This window comes from Pseudomonas sp. PH1b (assembly GCF_000633395.1).
Classification (GTDB): domain Bacteria; phylum Pseudomonadota; class Gammaproteobacteria; order Pseudomonadales; family Pseudomonadaceae; genus Aquipseudomonas.
The window spans coordinates 179424-197584 of sequence record NZ_AYMU01000008.1 but is presented as its reverse complement, the minus strand read 5'-3'; the positions used below and the strand labels follow the sequence as shown (position 1 = coordinate 197584).

The window sequence follows — 18161 nt, the reverse complement described above, 5'->3', positions numbered from 1 at the left end:
GAGTGGTTATGCGAGCACGTCAATTGGGCATCAGCCTGGGCTTGGGGACACCGGGCCCGTTCAATGCGATCACCGATGTTCCGGGGGTGCGGGTAGGGCACAGCACCCTGAACACCACGCTGGCAGGCAAGCAGGTACGCACCGGGGTCACGTTGATCCAGCCCCGGGACGGGCATGCTCGGCAGCAACCCTGTTTTGCCGGTTGCCATGTACTCAACGGTAATGGCGACGCCACGGGGCTGGAGTGGATTCGCGAGGCCGGCACCCTGACCACGCCGCTGGCCATCACCAATACCCACAGCGTCGGCGTGGTGCGCGATACGCTGATTGCCCTGGAGCGCGAGGCCCTGGAGGACCCGGCGGTGTACTGGTGCATGCCGGTGGTGATGGAGACTTACGATGGCTTGTTGAATGACATCTGGGGCCAGCATGTCGGCCCGCAACAGGTGCTCGAAGCCATGGCCCGGGCCGAATCCGGTCCGGTGACCGAGGGGGCGGTGGGCGGCGGCACCGGGATGATCTGCCACGAGTTCAAGGGCGGCATCGGCACCGCTTCGCGGCGCCTGAGTGCGGAGCAGGGCGGCTACACCGTCGGTGCCCTGGTCCAGGCCAATCATGGCAAGCGCGAGGAGTTGCGGGTCGACGGTTACCCGGTGGGGCGCCACCTGGGAGCGATTGCCTCGCCCTTTGCCGAGCGTGGCACGCCGGGCATGGGGTCGATCGTGGTGATCCTGGCCACCGATGCGCCCTTGCTGCCCCATCAATGCCAGCGCCTGGCGCAGCGTGCATCCATCGGCATTGCCCGCACCGGAGGCGGCACCGAGGATTCCAGTGGCGATATCTTCCTGGCCTTTGCCACGGGAAACCGGGACCTGCCCACGGCGGATTATTCGCGCAAGGACCTGGGATTCAGCACTTCACTGGCCATGCTCAACAACGATCACATCTCGCCCTTGTTCAGCGCTGCCGCCGAAGCGGTGGAGGAGGCCATCATCAACGCCCTGCTCGCCGGCGAGCCGATGACCAGCGCCGACGGGGTGCACGTGCCGGCATTGACCTCGCAAGTGCTGCTCGAGGCATTGGAACTAACTGGTTGGAACAGAAGTTGACGGACTAAGAAGTGCGACACAGTCGGCATAACTGTCTATATGGATATTTAATTATTAAATTGTAGATTGTCGGACAATGGCTGCCGTTAATCAGTTGAAAAAGAATCTTTCGACTGTATGGTCATTGTTTGCTGGAGTTCGTCGGAACAGTGGAATTTGGCGTCAAAAAAGTAGTGGACGCCAGATTTCAAATTGTGTCAGTTTTCTTGCGCCTGCTTAGGGCGAGTGATAGGACGATCTCGCCAGGGATTGTCGCTATCTGACAAAAACTGTTCCATTGATTACAAGGAAGTGTGTTTATGTCGAAAGTAAAAGTGAACGCTATTGATGCTGCCGAACAACAACTGGTGCCATTGGCGGCAGCAAGTTCGGCGTATAACCAGATCAATAGCTTCAGCCACCAGTACGACCGTGGCGGCAATCTCACGGTCAATGGCAAACCGTCGTTCTCGGTGGATCAGGCCGCCACGCAATTGCTGCGTGACGGTGCTGCCTACAAGGACCTGAACGCCAACGGCAAGATCGATCTGACCTATACCTTCCTGACCTCGGCCTCCTCGAGCACCATGTACAAGCATGGCATCTCCGGGTTCAGCCAGTTCAGCGCCCAGCAAAAGGCCCAGGCAGTGCTGGCCATGCAGTCCTGGGCCGATGTGGCCAATGTGGTCTTCACCGAGAAAGCCTCGGGTGGCGACGGTCACATGACGTTCGGCAACTACAGCGGTGGCCAGGATGGCGCGGCGGCATTTGCCTATCTGCCAGGCACCGGTGCCGGGTATGACGGGACGTCGTGGTACCTGATCAATAGCAGTTACACCCAGAACAAGAACCCCGATCTGAACAACTATGGCCGTCAGACCCTGACCCATGAGATCGGTCACACCCTGGGCCTGGCTCACCCTGGCGACTACAACGCCGGCGAAGGCAATCCCACCTACAAGGACGCCTCCTACGGCCAGGACACCCGTGGCTACAGCGTCATGAGCTACTGGAGTGAAAGCAATACCAGCCAGAACTTCAGCAAGGGCGGGGTCGAAGCCTATTCGTCCGGCCCGCTGATGGACGATATCGCGGCCATCCAGAAGCTCTACGGCGCCAACTACGCCACCCGTGCCGGCGACACCACCTACGGCTTCAACTCCAACACCGGGCGTGATTTCTACAGCGCCAGTTCGTCTTCGGACAAGCTGGTGTTCTCGGTGTGGGACGGTGGCGGCAACGATACCCTGGACTTCTCCGGTTTTACCCAAAACCAGAAGATCAACCTCAATGAAGCCTCGTTCTCCGACGTTGGCGGCATGGTGGGTAACGTGTCCATTGCCCAGGGCGTGACCGTGGAGAACGCCATTGGCGGTTCGGGCAACGACCTGCTGATCGGCAACAACGCCGCCAACGAACTGCGTGGCGGTGCCGGCAACGACATCATCTACGGTGCCGGTGGGGCCGATAAGCTCTGGGGCGGCTCGGGCTCGGACACCTTCGTGTTCGCTGCCAGTTCCGATTCCAAGCCGGGTGCGGCCGATCAGATCATGGATTTTGTCAGCGGCCTGGACAAGATCGATCTGACCGGGATCACCAAGGGTGCGGGGCTGCATTTCGTCAACGCCTTCACCGGCGCGGCGGGCGATGCCATCCTCACCACCTCCGGTGGCGTCAGCACCCTGTCCGTGGATTTCTCCGGGCATGGCGTGGCGGACTTCCTGGTCAGCACCATCGGCCAGGCAGCGGTCACTGACATCGTCGCCTGAGTGAAGTAGACGCGGGGCTGCGCCGATGCGCGGCCCGGCGTTCTTGCATTGACCCCGGGGCTGAGCGAGTCTACCGGGCGGATGGAGCACCCCATGACCCCACACACCTTGCGTTGCACGGCAGCCCGTTGGCTGCTGGCGACACTGATGATCTTTTATGGAGCAATGACCATGGCAAGCAGCCTGCGCTTGGCGGACCCCTCGGAACTGGTTGGACACTGGCAGTTGCAGCAAGCGGCCGATCCCGGCAAGGGTTGCACCCTGGACCTTTTGCAGAACGCGGCCCTGGGCGACGGCGCCGACTGCCTGTCGCAGTGGATCGGTGAAACCGCGGTGGGCTGGTTCCCTGAACCCGACGGTATTGCCATCACCGGTCGTGAAGGCTCGAAGGTCATTTTCTTCAGCCGCCAGAAGGACGGGCTCTATGAAGCACGCTTGAAAGCCGACGGCTTGATTGTTTTACAGCGTGGGGCTAATTAATAGGCCTCGGTGTTCGTCTATTAAGTTGGCGGCCAGTATATTGCCACTCTCTTGAACGACGTAAACATGCTCGGGCTGCTGTTGGATACAGCTGTCCGAATTGTTCGTGTTCGTCTGATTTATAAACTAAGAGGGTGGCTTGTTAGTTGTGCACTATATTGGTTCATCGCTACCGGGCACGAATTAACCGCTCAGGGAAAATGTTAAAAATGGTGAAGAACACTCCTCCTGCACCGCTGTTCAAGGCACTGGGCGAATATAAGAGCATCCTGATCAGCGTTGGTTGTTTCACCGCATTGATCAACGTGCTGATGCTGGTGCCTTCCATCTATATGTTGCAGGTCTACGACCGGGTGCTGTCTTCGCAGAATGAAACCACCCTGGTGATGCTGTCACTGATGGTGGTGGGCTTTTTCGTGTTCATCGGCCTGCTGGAAGTGGTACGCAGCTTTATCGTGATCCGCATCGGCAGCCAGCTGGAGCGGCGCTTCAACCTGCGGGTCTACCAGGCCGCGTTCGAACGCAACCTGGCGCGGGGCGAAGGCCATGCCGGGCAGTCCCTGGGCGACCTGACCCATATCCGCCAGTTCCTCACGGGGCCTGCGCTGTTCGCCTTCTTCGACGCTCCCTGGTTCCCCATCTATCTGCTGGTGATCTACGCCTTCAACGTCTGGCTGGGGGTGTTCGCCACCGTGGGTGCGGTGTTGTTGATCGCCCTGGCCTACCTGAACGAGGCCATGACCAAGAAGCCTTTGGGCGAGGCCAGCGGCTATTCGCAAAAATCCACCCAGCTGGCCACCAGTCACCTGCACAACGCCGAGACCATCCAGGCAATGGGCATGCTCGGCGCGTTGCGCAAGCGCTGGTTCGCCGTGCATTCGGGGTTTCTCGGGCTGCAGAATCAGGCCAGCGACACCGGGTCGGTGATCAGTTCCCTGAGCAAGACCCTGCGCCTGTGCCTGCAGTCCCTGGTGCTGGGGCTGGGCGCCTGGCTGGTGATCAAGGGCGACATGACCGCCGGGATGATGATCGCCGGGTCGATCCTCATGGGGCGGGTGTTGAGCCCCATCGACCAGTTGATCGCGGTATGGAAGCAGTGGAGCTCGGCCAAGCTGGCCTATGGGCGCCTCGATGCGCTGTTGCGCGAGTTCCCGCCCAGCGACAGCGCCATGTCGCTGCCACCACCCAAGGGGCAGGTGAGTTTCGAGCAGGTCAGCGCCGGCCCTCCAGGGCGCCGGGTCGCGACCCTGCAGCAAGTGAGCTTCAGTCTCAACGCCGGTGAAGTGCTGGGAGTGCTCGGCGCTTCCGGTTCCGGCAAGTCGACCCTGGCCCGGGTGCTGGTGGGCGTGTGGCCGACCCTGGGGGGCACGGTACGCCTGGACGGCGCCGACATCCATCGCTGGAACCGCGATGAGCTGGGGCCCTATATCGGCTACTTGCCCCAGGACATCGAGCTGTTCACCGGCAGCATCGCCGAGAACATTTCGCGCTTTCGCCAGGCTGATCCGCAACAGGTGGTCCAGGCCGCGCAGATGGCTGGCGTGCACGAGCTGATCCTGCGTCTGCCCCAGGGCTACGACACGGTGCTGGGGGACGACGGCAGTGGCCTGTCCGGCGGCCAGAAGCAGCGAGTGGCCCTGGCCCGTGCGCTGTATGGCAACCCGAGCCTGGTGGTGCTCGACGAGCCCAATTCCAACCTCGATACCGTGGGCGAAAGCGCCCTGGCGGCAGCCATTGCCCAGCTCAAGGCTCGTGGCACCACGGTGGTGCTGGTCACTCATCGTTCCTCGGTACTGGCCCTGGCCGACAAGCTGCTGGTGCTCAATGACGGTCGCTTGCAGGCCTTCGGCCCCAGCCAGGAAGTGCTCAGGTCGCTGGCTGGCGGCCAGTCCCAGGCACAAGCTCAGGCTCAAGGGCAAGGGCAAGGGCAAGGGCAGGCGCAGGAAGCGCCCAGGGACAGGCCCGCAGCAGCGGCTCCCGGTGGCTTGAGCATGAGCCGCCAGTATTCGGCCCCGACACGGAATTCAGGCGCATGAGCAAGGACGGCAACATGATGATCGAACAGGATTACGCGCCGGAACGGGTTGAGCGGGACGCCGGCTTCTTTGCCCGCATGGGCTGGATCCTGGCCCTGGCCGGCGCCGGCAGTTTCTTCGTCTGGGCGGCCATGGCGCCCCTGGACCAGGGGATCCCGGTGCAGGGCACGGTGGTGGTGTCCGGCAAGCGCAAGGCGGTGCAGTCCATGAGCAGCGGCGTGGTCAGCCGGATCCTGGTGCGCGAGGGCGAGGCGGTGAAGCAGGGGCAGCCACTGTTCCGCCTGGACCAGACCCAGGTGGCGGCCGATGTGCAGTCGCTGCAGGCCCAGTACCGCATGGCCATGGCCAGCCTGGCGCGCTGGCGCAGTGAGCGCGACAACCTCAAGCAGGTGGATTTTCCGGTGGCGCTGAGCAACAGCGATGACCCGCGCCTGGCCCTGGTGCTGGAAGGCCAGCGGCAGTTGTTCAGCAGCCGGCGCGAGGCGTTCAATCGCGAGCAGGCGGGAATCCGCGCCAATATCGAAGGCGCCACCGCGCAACTGGCAGGAATGCGCCGGGCGCGTACCGATCTCAGCAGCCAGGCCGAGTCCCTGCGCCAACAGCTGAGTAACCTGCAGCCCCTGGCGGACAACGGCTACATCCCGCGCAACCGGCTGCTGGAGTACCAGCGCCAACTGTCCCAGGTGCAGCAGGAGCTGGCACAGAACACCGGGGAGAGCGGGCGGGTCGAGCAGGGCATCGTCGAGTCGCGGCTCAAGCTGTCCCAGCACAACGAGGAGTATCAGAAGGAGGTGCGCAGCCAGTTGGCCGAAGCCCAGCTCAAGACCCAGACCCTGGAGCAGCAACTGACCTCCGCCGGTTTCGACTTGCAGCACAGCGAGATCATCGCCACCGCCGACGGCATCGCGGTCAACCTGGGGGTGCACACCGAAGGCGCGGTGGTACGCCAGGGCGAGACCCTGCTGGAGATCGTGCCCCAGGGCACGCACCTGGAAGTGGAAGGGCGGTTGCCGGTGAATCTGGTGGACAAGGTCGGGCCCCACCTGCCGGTGGACATCCTCTTCACGGCTTTCAACCAGAGCCGCACGCCACGGGTGCCGGGTGAGGTCAGCCTGATTTCCGCCGACCAAATGATCGATGAGAAGACCGGGATGCCGTACTACGTACTACGTAGCAGCGTCAGCGACCAGGCCCTGGAAAAGCTCAATGGATTGGTGATCAAGCCCGGCATGCCGGCGGAGATGTTCGTACGTACCGGCGAACGTTCGCTGCTCAATTACCTGTTCAAGCCTCTGCTTGACCGGGCTGGCTCTGCACTGACCGAAGAATAAGGATGTCGCGTCGTATGAGTAAGCTTTCCATTCTCGCGGCGGCCTTGGCGCTGTTTGCCTGTCAGGGCGCCCAGGCCATGGGCCCGTTCCAGATCTATGAGCAGGCGCTGCGCAATGACCCGGTGTTCCTGGGGGCCATCAAGGAGCGCGACGCCGGCCTGGAAAACCGCGCCATCGGCCGTGCAGGCCTGCTGCCCAAGGTGGGCTACAGCTACAACAAGGGTCACAACAACTCCAAGGTCACCTACCTGGACACCGTGCGCGGCACTGTGAGCGAAAAACGCAACTACGACAGCTACGGTTCGTCCCTGACCGTGCAGCAGCCGCTGATCGACTACGAGGCCTATGCCAACTACCGCAAGGGCGTGGCCCAGTCGCTGTTCGCCGACGAGAACTTTCGCAGCAAGAGCCAGGAGTTGCTGGTTCGGGTGTTGAGCTATTACACCAAGGCCCTGTTCGCCCAGGACCAGATCGACATCGCCCAGGCCAAGAAGAAGGCCTTCGAGCAGCAGTTCCAACAGAACCGGCACATGTTCCAGCAGGGCGAGGGCACCCGCACCGACATCCTCGAAGCCGAGTCGCGCTACGAGCTGGCCACCGCCGAAGAGATCGAGGCCCGGGACGAACAGGACGCAGCCTTGCGCGAGCTGGGGGCCCTGATCGGCGTGCCGAGCATCGACGTGGGTGACCTGGACCCGTTGCAGGCCGACTTCCAGTCGTTCTCCCTGATTCCGGCCAACTACGACACCTGGCATGAGATGGCCCTGAGCAACAACCCGGTGCTGGCTTCTCAGCGCCAGCGCGTGGAAGTGGCGCGCTATGAAGTGGAGCGCAACCGCGCCGGACACCTGCCCAAGCTCAGTGCCTACGCCACCATGCGCCAGAACGAATCGGAAAGCGGCAACACCTACAACCAGCGCTACGACACCAACACCCTGGGTATCGAGGTCAGCCTGCCGTTGTACGCCGGTGGTGGGGTTTCAGCCTCTACCCGTCAGGCCAGCCGCTCCATGGAGCAGGCCGAGTACGAGCTGGACGGCAAGACCCGGGAAACCCTGATTGAACTCCGCCGCCAGTTCAGTGCCTGTCTATCAGGTGTGAGCAAGTTGCGCGCCTACCAGAAGGCCCTGGCCTCGGCCGAGGCGCTGGTGGTTTCGACCAAGCAGAGCATCCTCGGGGGCGAGCGGGTCAACCTCGACGCGCTGAATGCCGAGCAGCAGCTCTACACCACCCGGCGGGATCTGGCCCAGGCCCGCTATGACTACCTGATGGCCTGGACCAAGTTGCACTATTACGCCGGCACTTTGCGCGAAGAAGACCTGGCCAGGGTCGACGAGGCCTTCGGCCAGCGCGCGCAGCCTTAGGAAGCGTTGCCGACTGCAGGCTCAGGAACAATAAAAAAGAGGAACGAGCATGAGTATCTTCGATTACAAGACCGCCCTTGGCGGTGACGGCAAGGCCCTCTACAGCGAGGCCATCGCTTTGGCCCTGTATGCCTCTGCACCCACCGGCGAGGCGCTGCCGGGCACCGCCTGGCGCCCCATCAGCGCCAGCCAGCTGGGCTACCAGGGCAACGTCAGTGCCCAGGGCACCATTTCCGGCGAGCAGGCGATCGTCAGCGATGCCCAGGTCGAGGTGCTGGGCAAGTACGACGCCAGCGGGCAGTTGCTGTCCATCGGCATCAGCTTTCGCGGCACCGACAGCCTGAAGGACGCTATCAACGACCTGCAGGCCGCCTTCGTGCCGGGCTTTGCCGACAACTACAGCCGCCTGGCCTTCGACAACCTGTTGGGCAAGGTCGCGGCGTTTGCCGCGGCCCAGGGCCTGAGCGGCAGCGATGTGCTGGTCACCGGGCACAGCCTGGGTGGCCTGGGGGTCAACAGCCTGGCGGCGATGAGCGGTGAGCACTGGGGCGGTTTCTATCAGGACGCCAGCTACCTGGCCTTCGCCTCGCCGACCCAGAGCGCCAACAGCCCTCAGGTGCTGAACATCGGCTATGAAAACGACCCAGTGTTCCGCGCCCTGGACGGCACACATTTCAACGCCTCGTCCCTGGGCACCCACGACAAGCCCCAGGAGTCGGCGACCAATAACATCGTCAGCTTCACCGATCACTACTCGTCGTTCCTCGGCAAGCTGATTCCCCAGAGCATTCTCAATCCGCAGTCCTGGTCGGCCCACAGCGCGGTGGACTATGCCGGTGGCCTCAACCGCCTGATCGAATCGGATTTCTATGACCTGACCAGCCGCGATTCCACCGTGGTGATCTCCAACCTGTCGGAGGGCAAGCGCGATCAGGTCTGGGTCAAGGACCTCAACCTGTATGCCGAGAAACACAGCGGCAGCACCTTCATCATCGGCACCCAGGGCAACGACCTGCTGCATGGCGGCAAGGGCAACGACTACCTGGACGGTGGCGCCGGCGATGATCGCTTTCGCGACGATGGTGGCTACAACATCATCCATGGCGGGCAGGGCCATAACGTGCTGGAGCTGCAACAGCCGCTGAAGAACTTCTCCATTGCCAATGATGGCGACGGCACCCTGTACATCCGCGACGCCTACGGCGGCATCAGCATGACCCGGGACGTCGGCGCCCTGGTCAGCCACGAGGCCGGCAACTTCTGGCAGTGGTTCGGCAAGGACGTGACCTACAGCGTGACCGACGCCGGCCTGCAGAATGGCAACCAGTGGACCGCCTACAACCACTCGCTGAACGGCGATGCCTATGGCAACTCCCTGGTGGCCAGCGTCGATGGCGACTGGCTGTTCGGCCATGGCGGCGACGACCTGCTGAGCAGCGACAAGGCCAACGTGACCTTTGTCGGTGGCAGCGGCAACGACGTGATGCACTCCACCGGCGGCGGGGCCAATACCTTCCTGTTCAGCGGCAATTTCGGCCTGGACCTGATCCACGGTTATCAGAACACCGACAAGCTGGTGTTCATGGGCGTGCCGGGTGTCGATGGGCAATACGACTACAGCCAGCACCTGTCGCAGAACGGCAACGACACCCTGCTCAGTGTCGGCGAGTTCTCGGTGACCCTGGTGGGGGTCGGCCTCGACGGCCTGAACGGCTCGGGCATCGTGTTCGCCTGAGGCAAGCAGCAGGCGCGGCGTCCTTGAAGGGCGCCGTGGCGTTGACGGCAGTGTCCGGGGAGGGCGCTTCACTCCCCGGGCCCAACAAGCAGGAAAACCAGAGGACGGGCCCCGGCCCCAGGCGGTAACAGGCGACACAACGATCGGTCCCGGAAGGACGGTCCAACAACAACAAAAATCGAGAAGTCATCAACATGGATGTGAAGTGCGATCAGCTCAAGGCGCTGACGGGCACCCTGTGCCTGGCATTTGCCACAGGACTGCCGTTGCCGGCCCAGGCCACCTATCAGGACAGCGGACGGCTGGGGGACCCTGCCAGTTGGCGCTCCGCCGAATACCTGCAGGACTGGGGCCTGGAACGGATGCAGGCAAACCAGGCCTATGCCGCCGGCTACAGCGGTGCAGGAGTGAAGATCGGCGCCCTGGACTCGGGGTTCGATGCCGCCCATCCCGAGGCCAGTTCCACACGCTTTCATCCGCTCACCGCCACGGGAAACGATCGGGATGGCAAGCCGTTCAGCGTCTCCGGGGTGCTCAATGGCGCCAATGACAGCCACGGCACCCACGTCACCGGCACCATGGGCGCGGCCCGCGACGGTAACGGCATGCACGGCGTGGCCTTCAACGCCCAGGTGTATGTAGGCAATACCAATCACAACGACAGTTTCCTGTTCGGCCCCAGCCCCGACCCGCAGTATTTCAAGGCGGTGTACGGCGCCCTGGCCGAGGCCGGGGCGCGGGTCATCAACAACAGCTGGGGCAGCCAGCCCAAGGATGTCAGCTACCAGACCCTGGACGGCCTGCGGGCAGCCTACGCCCAGCATTTCCAACAGGGCACCTGGCTCGATGCCGCCGCCGAGGTTTCGCGCCGCGGGGTGATCAATGTCTTCAGTGCCGGCAACAGCGGCTATGCCAATGCCAGCGTGCGTTCGGCCCTGCCGTATTTTCAGCCGGAACTGGAAGGCCACTGGCTGGCGGTCTCGGGGCTGGACAAGAACAACCAGCAGAAATACAACCAGTGCGGCATCGCCAAGTACTGGTGCCTGGCCACGCCCGGCGCCGCCATCACCAGCACCGTGCCCGGCGGCGGCTACGCCACCTACAACGGTACGTCCATGGCTGCGCCCCATGCCACCGGCGCCCTGGCCCTGGTGATGGAGCGTTATCCCTACCTGGACAACCAGCAGGCCCTGCAAGTACTGCTGACCACCGCCCGGCAGCTCGACGGCTCGCCCACCCAGGGGCCCAGTGCGCTGGTGGGCTGGGGCGTGCCGGATTTGCGGCGGGCGATGCACGGGCCGGGGCAGCTGCTGGGCGAATTCGACGTCAACCTGGGGCGCGGCCAAGGGGATGTCTGGAGTAACGGCCTTTCGGACCAGGCGCTTATCCAGCGTCAGGCCGAGGACGCCGCCGAACGCCAGGCCTGGCGGCAGACCCTGCAGGACCGGGGCTGGGAGCATGGCCTGAGCCCGGGAGCCAGCCAGCAGGAGCAGACCGACTATGCCCTGGGCATGGCCCGCGATGCGGCAGCGGCGGCGCGGATCTACCAGGGCAGCCTGGTCAAGTCCGGGGCCGGCTGGCTGGTGCTCAGCGGCGACAGCAGCTATCGCGGTCCAACCACGGTCAATGGCGGCTTGCTGGCGGTCAACGGCACGCTGGCGTCAGAGGTCAGGGTCAATGCCGGGGGCACCCTGGGCGGTTCCGGGCAGGTCGCCGGAATCAGCGCTGCGGCCGGTGCCCGGGTGGCGCCGGGCAACTCCATCGGCACCTTGAATGTGGCGGGGAACGTCGACTTCCAGCCGGGCTCGACCTATGTGCTGGAGCTGTCCCCGAGTGCCAGCGACCGAATCGTCGCCACGGGCCAGGCCAGCCTGAATGGTGCCGCTGTCGACCTGGTGCCCGAGCCTCGGGGGAATGTGCTGGCCGCGCAGCAGGTGCCGAGCCTGGTTGGCCGCCAGTACGACATCCTGCAAGCGGCAGGTGGCGTCGTCGGGCGTTTTTCCAGTGCCCAGCCCGAATCGCTGTTTCTTGGCACAGCCCTCGACTATTCGGCCAGCAGCGTGCAGTTGCAGGTAATGCGCAACGCGACCTCCTTTGCCAGCGTCGGCCTGACCCCCAACCAGCGCGCGACCGGCGCTGCAGTGGAACAGTTGGCGGCGGGCAACCCGGTCTATGAAAGCCTGTTGCTGTCGCCTTCGGCGGCGGTGGCCCAGGGTGCACTGCAGCAATTGTCCGGGGAGATCTACCCGGCCCTGAGTTCGATGCTGGTCAGCCAGGGCTCGGTGCTGCGCGATGCCCTGGGCGAACGCCTGCAACGCCCGGCCCTGGGGCACGCGGGAGCGGAGCCGGCGACTGCCAGTGGCTGGATCAAGGGCCTGGGGGCCTGGGGGCGGGTCGAGGGCGCCAAGGGCACCACTGCCTATGACAGCTCTCTTGGCGGCATGCTGGCCGGTATCGACCGCGACCTCGACGAGCAGACCCGTATCGGCCTGGCGGCTGGCTACAGCGAAAGTGCCTTGCACATGGGCGCCGGCACCCGGGCCAAGGCCGAGGTCGACAGCTATCACCTGGGGGCCTATGCCCGCCACGACCTGGACGCGCTGCGCCTGAGCCTGGGCGCCAGCCATAGCTGGCATCGCGCCGAGGTCCGTCGCGACCTGGCCTATGCCGATGTGTCCGGCCGGGAGAAGGCCCGGGTCGATGCCCGCAGCACCCAGGTGTTTGCCGAGGCGGCCTATGCCGTGCCGCTGGCGCCCCTGGTGCTGGAGCCTTTCGTCAACCTGGCCTACCAGCACCTGGACCGGGATGCCTTCCACGAGAAAGGCGCCGCCGCGGCCCTGGAGGGCGACCGCGACCAGCGCGATGCCTGGCTCGGCACCCTCGGCCTGCGTGGTCGCCAGCAGCTGCGGCTGGCGTCGGGACAGGCCCTGGAACTGTCGGCGAGCCTGGGCTGGCAGCACCGCCTGAATGGCGCCCAGGCCCGCGAACCGTTGTCCTTTGCCGGCAGCGACCAGGGCTTTGCGGTGAACAGCGCCGCGCCCGTGCGCGACGCTGCGCAGGTCGGAGCCCAGGCACGCCTGGCCCTGGCCCGGGACCTGTCCCTGAGCCTGGACTACCAGGGGCACTTGGCCAGTCGACAGCAACAGCATGGAGCAGGACTCAATCTCGAGTGGCGCTTCTGAGGCGCCACTGAACTCGACAGCGGCGCGGGATTGGCCGCAGGGATATTTGCCAACACAACTAAGGAAGGTCGTAGTGAAGAGAGTCAAACGCAAGGATCGCGCGCAGGCAGGACAGGGCGGGGTACGCACCCCGCTGAGCCGGGCATTGCTGGGGTGCTTGGCACTGATCGGCGGGGCCCAGGCCGCGCCCTATGTGGAAGCCGGTCGTGCTGGCGACGCCAGCAGCTGGCGCAGCGCCGAGTTCAAGGCGGACTGGGGCCTGGGAGCCATTCATGCCGACAGCGCCTATGCCGCCGGCTACAGCGGCAAGGGCGTCAAGCTGGGGATCTTCGACCAGCCAGTGTATGCCCGGCACCCGGAGTTCGTCGGGCCGGACAAGGTCATCACCCTGATCACCAGCGGCATCCGCCAGTACACCGATCCCTATATCCCAGTGAAAGCCGGTGACGCCTTTCGCTATGACGGCAGTCCGTCCGTGGGCTCGGACGGCAAGCTCGGCTCCCATGGCACCCACGTCGGCGGGATCGCCGGCGGCAGCCGCGATGGCGGGGCCATGCACGGGGTGGCTTACGATGCGCAGATCATCAGTGCCGACAACGGCGACCCGGGCCCGGAAGACGGCATCGTCCTGGGCAACGACGGCGCGGTGTACAAGGCCGGCTGGGATGGCCTGGTGGCCAGTGGCGCGCGGATCATCAACAACAGCTGGGGCATCGGCATCACCGACCGCTTCAACAAGGGCGGCCGCGACCCGGCGTTCCCGCACTTCACCCTGGAGGATGCACGGGCCCAGTTCGCGCAGATCCAGCCGCTGCTGGGCACCTTGCCGGGGGGCGCCTACGACGGCGCCATTGCCGCGGCCCGCAGTGGGGTGATGACCATCTTCGCCGCCGGCAACGACTACAACCTGAACAACCCGGATGCCATTGCCGGCCTTGGCTACTTCGTCCCGGAGATCGCTCCCAACTGGCTGACCGTCGCCGCGTTGCAGCAGAACCCCGATACCGCCAGCGCCGACCCCTATGTCATCAGCACCTTTTCCTCGCGCTGCGGCTACACCGCCAGTTTCTGCGTCTCGGCCCCCGGCACACGGATCTACAGCTCGGTGATCGGTGGCACGAACCTGGACAACATGACCCTGGGCTATGCCAACAAGAACGGCACCTCGATGGCCGCCCCTCACGCGGCGGGGGCCGCAGCGGTGCTGATGGAGCGCTTTCCCTACATGAGCGGGGCGCAGATCGCCAGCGTGCTACGCACCACCGCCACCGACCTGGGCGCACCGGGCATCGATTCGCTGTACGGCTGGGGCATGATCGACCTGGGCAAGGGCATCCACGGCCCGGGCATGCTGGTCGCCGAGCAGGACATCCCCGTGGACCTGCGGGTTCCCGGTGCCTATGGCGCAACCCAGTTCGTCGCTGACCTGCCGGGGGTGGGGGCCCTGGTGGACGTGGGCAAGCCAACCCAGCGGCGCTGCAACGACATCAGCTGCGGCCGGGATGTCTGGAGCAACGACATCAGTGGCCATGGCGGCCTGACCAAGCAGGGCATCGGCACCCTGGTGCTCAGCGGCAGCAATACCTATTCCGGCCCGACCCTGGTCAACCAGGGGCGCCTGGCGGTCAATGGCTCGCTGGTGTCGGCGGTGACCGTCAATGACGGCGGGATCCTCGGTGGTAGCGGCCGGGTCGGCGGGCTGACGGTCAATGCCGGTGCCACCGTGGCCCCGGGCAACTCGGTCGGCACCCTGCATGTCGCCTCCGACGTGACCTTCCTGCCGGGCTCGACCTACGCGGTGGAAGTGTCCCAGAGTGGCAGCGATCGGCTGATTGCCGACGGCCAGGCGCTGCTCGGTGGCGCCACGTTGTCCATGGAACTGCAAGGCGAAGGCGGCGCGGGCTTGCTCAGTCGGCAGAGCGTGCCGAGCCTGCTGGGGCGCCAGTTCGATATCATCGATGCGGCCGGCGGTATCCAGGGGCGCTTCGGCGCGGTGCAATCCAACGCGCTGTTCCTGACGGGCGATCTGGATTACGCGGCCAATGGCGTGCAACTGGCGGTGGCGCGCAACGCCACTTCCTTCAGCAGCATCGGCCTGACCCCGAACCAGCGCGCCGTGGGCGCCGCCACCGAGCAACTGGGGGCTGGCAATCCGCTGTTCGAAAGCCTGTTGCTGGCACCTTCGGCAACCAGTGCCCAGCAAGCCTTCCAGCAATTGTCCGGGGAGATTCACCCGGCCATCAGCAGCCTGCTGATCAAAGACAGCCGCTACCTGCGCGACGCCATGGGCGAACGCCTGCGCCAGTCGCCTGCGGTGCCTGCGGCGGCAGGCACGGGCCAGGACAACGGGGTCTGGATGAAGACCCTGGGCGCCTGGGGCAAGGCTGATGGCGACGCCGACCATGCACGCTACAGCACCTCCATCGGCGGCTTGCTGGCGGGGATCGATGGCGCCGTGGACGAGGCCACGCGCCTGGGCTTCTTCACCGGCTACAGTGACAGTTCGTTGAACATGGGCGACGGCACTCATTCCTCGGCCAAGGTCGACAGCTATCACCTGGGGACCTACCTGGGTCGGCAACAGGAGGCGTTGCGCCTGAGCCTGGGTGGTTCCTACAGCTGGCACCGGATCGAGGTCAAGCGCGAGTTGCAGTACGCCGAGGTCGCCGACCGCCAGAAGAGCAAGCGCGATGCGCGCAGCGCCCAACTGTTCGGTGAGGCGGCATGGCAGTTCGAGCAGGGCCCAGGGCGCCTGGAACCTTTCGTTAACCTGGCCTACGTCAATATCGCCAGTGACGCCTTCAAGGAACAGGGCGGCGCTGCGGCACTCAAAGGCTCGGATGACCATCGCGAGGCCTGGCTCTCGACCCTGGGCATGCGTGCCGGCCAGCGCCTGGCGCTGGCGCAAGGACAGGCACTGGAGTTGTCCGCGACCCTGGGTTGGCAGCACAACCTGAGTGGCACCGGCTCCGACCAGCACCTGGCCTTTGCCGCGGGAGGGGGAGCGTACAAGGTCCAGAGCCTGTCCCTGGAACGTGATGCGGCAGTGGTCGGCGCACGTGCCGGGGTGGTCCTGGGGCGTGCGCCCCGAGTCAATCTGGATTACAACGGTGTGCTGGGCAGCAAGGACAAGAGCCATGGGGTCGGCTTGACCCTGGACTGGGCGTTCTGACGCCGCGTCACCGCTGAAAGGTGTTGTACCGCGTCACCCAGGCTTGGCAACGGGCCTGGGTGGCCGGAGCTATCTCTGACAATTCCAACAAAAGAGAGGCAATACCATGGGTGTGTTTGACTACAAGAACTTCACTGCAGAGGATTCCAAGGCGCTGTTTACCGATGCCATGGCGATTACCCTGTACTCCTATCACAACCTCGACAACGGCTTTGCCGTGGGTTATCAGCATAACGGCTTCGGCCTGGGCCTGCCGGCGACCCTGGTCACCGCGCTGATCGGCAGCAGCGATTCCCAGGGGGTGATCCCCGGGATTCCCTGGAACCCCGATTCCGAGAAGGCCGCCAAGGAGGCGCTGAACCAGGCCGGCTGGTCCACCATCAGTGCCGAGCAGTTGGGCTATGGCGGCAAGGTGGATGCCCGGGGCACCTTCTTTGGCGAGAAGGCCGGCTACGGTACGGCCCAGGTGGAGATCCTCGGCAAGTACGATGCCCAGGGCCAGTTGAGCTCCATCGGCATCGGCTTTCGCGGCACCAGCGGCCCCCGGGAGTCGCTGCTCAGCGACTCCCTCGGCGATGTGATCAATGACCTGCTGGCGGCCCTGGGGCCCAAGGACTATGCGAAGAACTACGCCGGCGAGGCCTTCGGCACGCTGCTGGGCGATGTCGCGGCCTTTGCCCAGGCCCATGGCCTGTCCGGCAAGGACATCCTGGTCAGCGGCCACAGCCTGGGCGGGCTGGCGGTCAACAGCCTGGCGGACCTGAGCGGCGAGCGCTGGTCCGGGTTCTACAAGGACTCCAACTACATCGCCTATGCCTCGCCGACCCAGAGCGCCAGCGACAAGGTGCTGAACATCGGCTACGAGAACGACCCGGTGTTCCGTGCCCTGGACGGTTCGAGCTTCAACCTGGCGTCGCTTGGGGTCCACGATGCGCACCAGGACTCGGCCACCAACAACATCGTCAACTTCAACGACCATTACGCCTCGACCCTGTGGAACGTGCTGCCGTTCTCGATCCTCAACATCCCCACCTGGATCTCCCACCTGCCCACCGGCTACGGCGATGGCCTGACCCGGGTGCTGGAATCGAAGTTCTACGACTTCACCAGCAAGGACTCGACCATCGTCGTCGCCAACCTGTCGGACCCGGCGCGGGCCAGTACCTGGGTCCAGGACCTGAACCGCAATGCCGAGACCCACAAGGGCAGCACCTTCATCATCGGCAGCGACGGCAACGACCTGATCCAGGGCGGCCGCGGCAACGACTACCTGGAGGGCCGCGACGGCAATGACACCTTCCGCGACGAGGGCGGCTACAACATCATCCTCGGTGGCCAGGGCCACAACACCCTGGACCTGCAGCAGTCGGTGAGCAACTACAGCTTCGCCAGCGACGGTGCCGGCACCCTGTACGTGCGCGACGCCAAGGGCGGGATCAGCATCACCCGTGACATCGGCGCGATCCAGAGCAAGGAGCCGGGGTTTCTCTGGGGCCTGTTCAAGGACGATGTGTTCCATCAGGTTACCGACCAGGGCTTGAAGGCCGGCAACCAACTGACCCAGTACGCCTCGTCGGTGAAGGGCGATGGCAGCGACAACCTGCTTCGGGCCCATGATGGGGGCGACTGGCTGTTTGGCCTGGATGGCAACGACCACCTGGTCGGCGGCCGCGGCAACGACGTGTTCGTCGGCGGCAACGGCAATGACCTGATGGAGTCGGGGGGCGGCAATAACACCTTCCTGTTCAATGGTCATTTCGGCAACGATCGCATCGTCGGCTATCAGGGCGGCGACAAACTGGTGTTCATGGGCGTGGCCGGGGTGCTGCCGGACCAGGACTACCGAGCCCATGCCAGCAGCAGCGGCAACGACACGGTCCTGACCTTCGGCCAGGATTCGGTGACCCTGGTGGGAGTCAGCCTCGACCACCTCAACGGCTCGGGCATCACCATCGCCTGATACCGAAAGGGCCCGGGGCCTGCAACGGGCCCCGGGCCCTTGCC

Annotated in this window: 10 protein-coding genes; all 10 read left to right on the top strand. The window is 64.7% G+C overall.

Annotated features, from left to right (window positions below; translation table 11 throughout):
- The first annotated feature begins 8 nt into the window (after window positions 1–8).
- The 10 genes from U873_RS0115170 (at window position 9) to U873_RS0115125 (ending at window position 18117) form a co-directional block, all read left to right on the top strand.
- On the top strand, window positions 9–1109 hold the full coding sequence (locus U873_RS0115170) for a P1 family peptidase (RefSeq protein ID WP_025129073.1): 1101 nt from the start codon (window positions 9–11) through the stop codon (window positions 1107–1109).
- 299 nt (window positions 1110–1408) lie between these two features.
- Window positions 1409–2857 carry a serralysin family metalloprotease gene (locus U873_RS0115165; protein WP_025129072.1) on the top strand — a complete coding sequence of 483 codons (1449 nt, stop codon included), beginning with the start codon at window positions 1409–1411 and terminating at the stop codon, window positions 2855–2857.
- A 93-nt stretch (window positions 2858–2950) separates the two neighbouring features.
- The gene (locus U873_RS0115160; protein WP_025129071.1) at window positions 2951–3337 is read left to right on the top strand and encodes an AprI/Inh family metalloprotease inhibitor; all 387 of its coding nucleotides are present in this window, start codon (window positions 2951–2953) and stop codon (window positions 3335–3337) included.
- Window positions 3338–3546: 209 nt separating this feature from the next.
- Window positions 3547–5373, top strand: a complete 1827-nt coding sequence (locus U873_RS0115155; protein ID WP_025129070.1) for a type I secretion system permease/ATPase — start codon at window positions 3547–3549, stop codon at window positions 5371–5373.
- A gap of 14 nt (window positions 5374–5387) precedes the next feature.
- Complete coding sequence (locus U873_RS0115150) at window positions 5388–6704, top strand: HlyD family type I secretion periplasmic adaptor subunit (RefSeq protein WP_371261313.1); 1317 nt, start codon at window positions 5388–5390, stop codon at window positions 6702–6704.
- Between the two features lie 14 nt (window positions 6705–6718).
- Window positions 6719–8068, top strand: a complete 1350-nt coding sequence (locus U873_RS0115145) for a TolC family outer membrane protein (protein ID WP_025129068.1) — start codon at window positions 6719–6721, stop codon at window positions 8066–8068.
- 49 nt (window positions 8069–8117) lie between these two features.
- Window positions 8118–9803, top strand: coding sequence for a polyurethanase (locus U873_RS0115140; protein WP_025129067.1), 1686 nt, complete (start codon window positions 8118–8120; stop codon window positions 9801–9803).
- A gap of 194 nt (window positions 9804–9997) precedes the next feature.
- Complete coding sequence (locus tag U873_RS0115135) at window positions 9998–12985, top strand: autotransporter serine protease (RefSeq protein ID WP_025129066.1); 2988 nt, start codon at window positions 9998–10000, stop codon at window positions 12983–12985.
- 133 nt (window positions 12986–13118) lie between these two features.
- Window positions 13119–16157, top strand: a complete 3039-nt coding sequence (locus U873_RS0115130; RefSeq protein WP_029978418.1) for an autotransporter domain-containing protein — start codon at window positions 13119–13121, stop codon at window positions 16155–16157.
- Window positions 16158–16263: 106 nt separating this feature from the next.
- Window positions 16264–18117, top strand: coding sequence for a polyurethanase (locus U873_RS0115125; protein WP_025129064.1), 1854 nt, complete (start codon window positions 16264–16266; stop codon window positions 18115–18117).
- Window positions 18118–18161: the final 44 nt, after the last annotated feature.

Bases quoted from the DNA above. Each gene is read 5' to 3' on its own strand.
- U873_RS0115160 (WP_025129071.1), top strand. From the start codon at position 2,951: ATGACCCCACACACCTTGCGTTGCACGGCAGCCCGTTGGCTGCTGGCG.
- U873_RS0115140 (WP_025129067.1), top strand. From the start codon at position 8,118: ATGAGTATCTTCGATTACAAGACCGCCCTTGGCGGTGACGGCAAGGCC.
- U873_RS0115125 (WP_025129064.1), top strand. From the start codon at position 16,264: ATGGGTGTGTTTGACTACAAGAACTTCACTGCAGAGGATTCCAAGGCG.
- U873_RS0115150 (WP_371261313.1), top strand. From the start codon at position 5,388: ATGATGATCGAACAGGATTACGCGCCGGAACGGGTTGAGCGGGACGCC.
- U873_RS0115135 (WP_025129066.1), top strand. From the start codon at position 9,998: ATGGATGTGAAGTGCGATCAGCTCAAGGCGCTGACGGGCACCCTGTGC.
- U873_RS0115170 (WP_025129073.1), top strand. From the start codon at position 9: ATGCGAGCACGTCAATTGGGCATCAGCCTGGGCTTGGGGACACCGGGC.
- U873_RS0115145 (WP_025129068.1), top strand. From the start codon at position 6,719: ATGAGTAAGCTTTCCATTCTCGCGGCGGCCTTGGCGCTGTTTGCCTGT.
- U873_RS0115155 (WP_025129070.1), top strand. From the start codon at position 3,547: ATGGTGAAGAACACTCCTCCTGCACCGCTGTTCAAGGCACTGGGCGAA.
- U873_RS0115165 (WP_025129072.1), top strand. From the start codon at position 1,409: ATGTCGAAAGTAAAAGTGAACGCTATTGATGCTGCCGAACAACAACTG.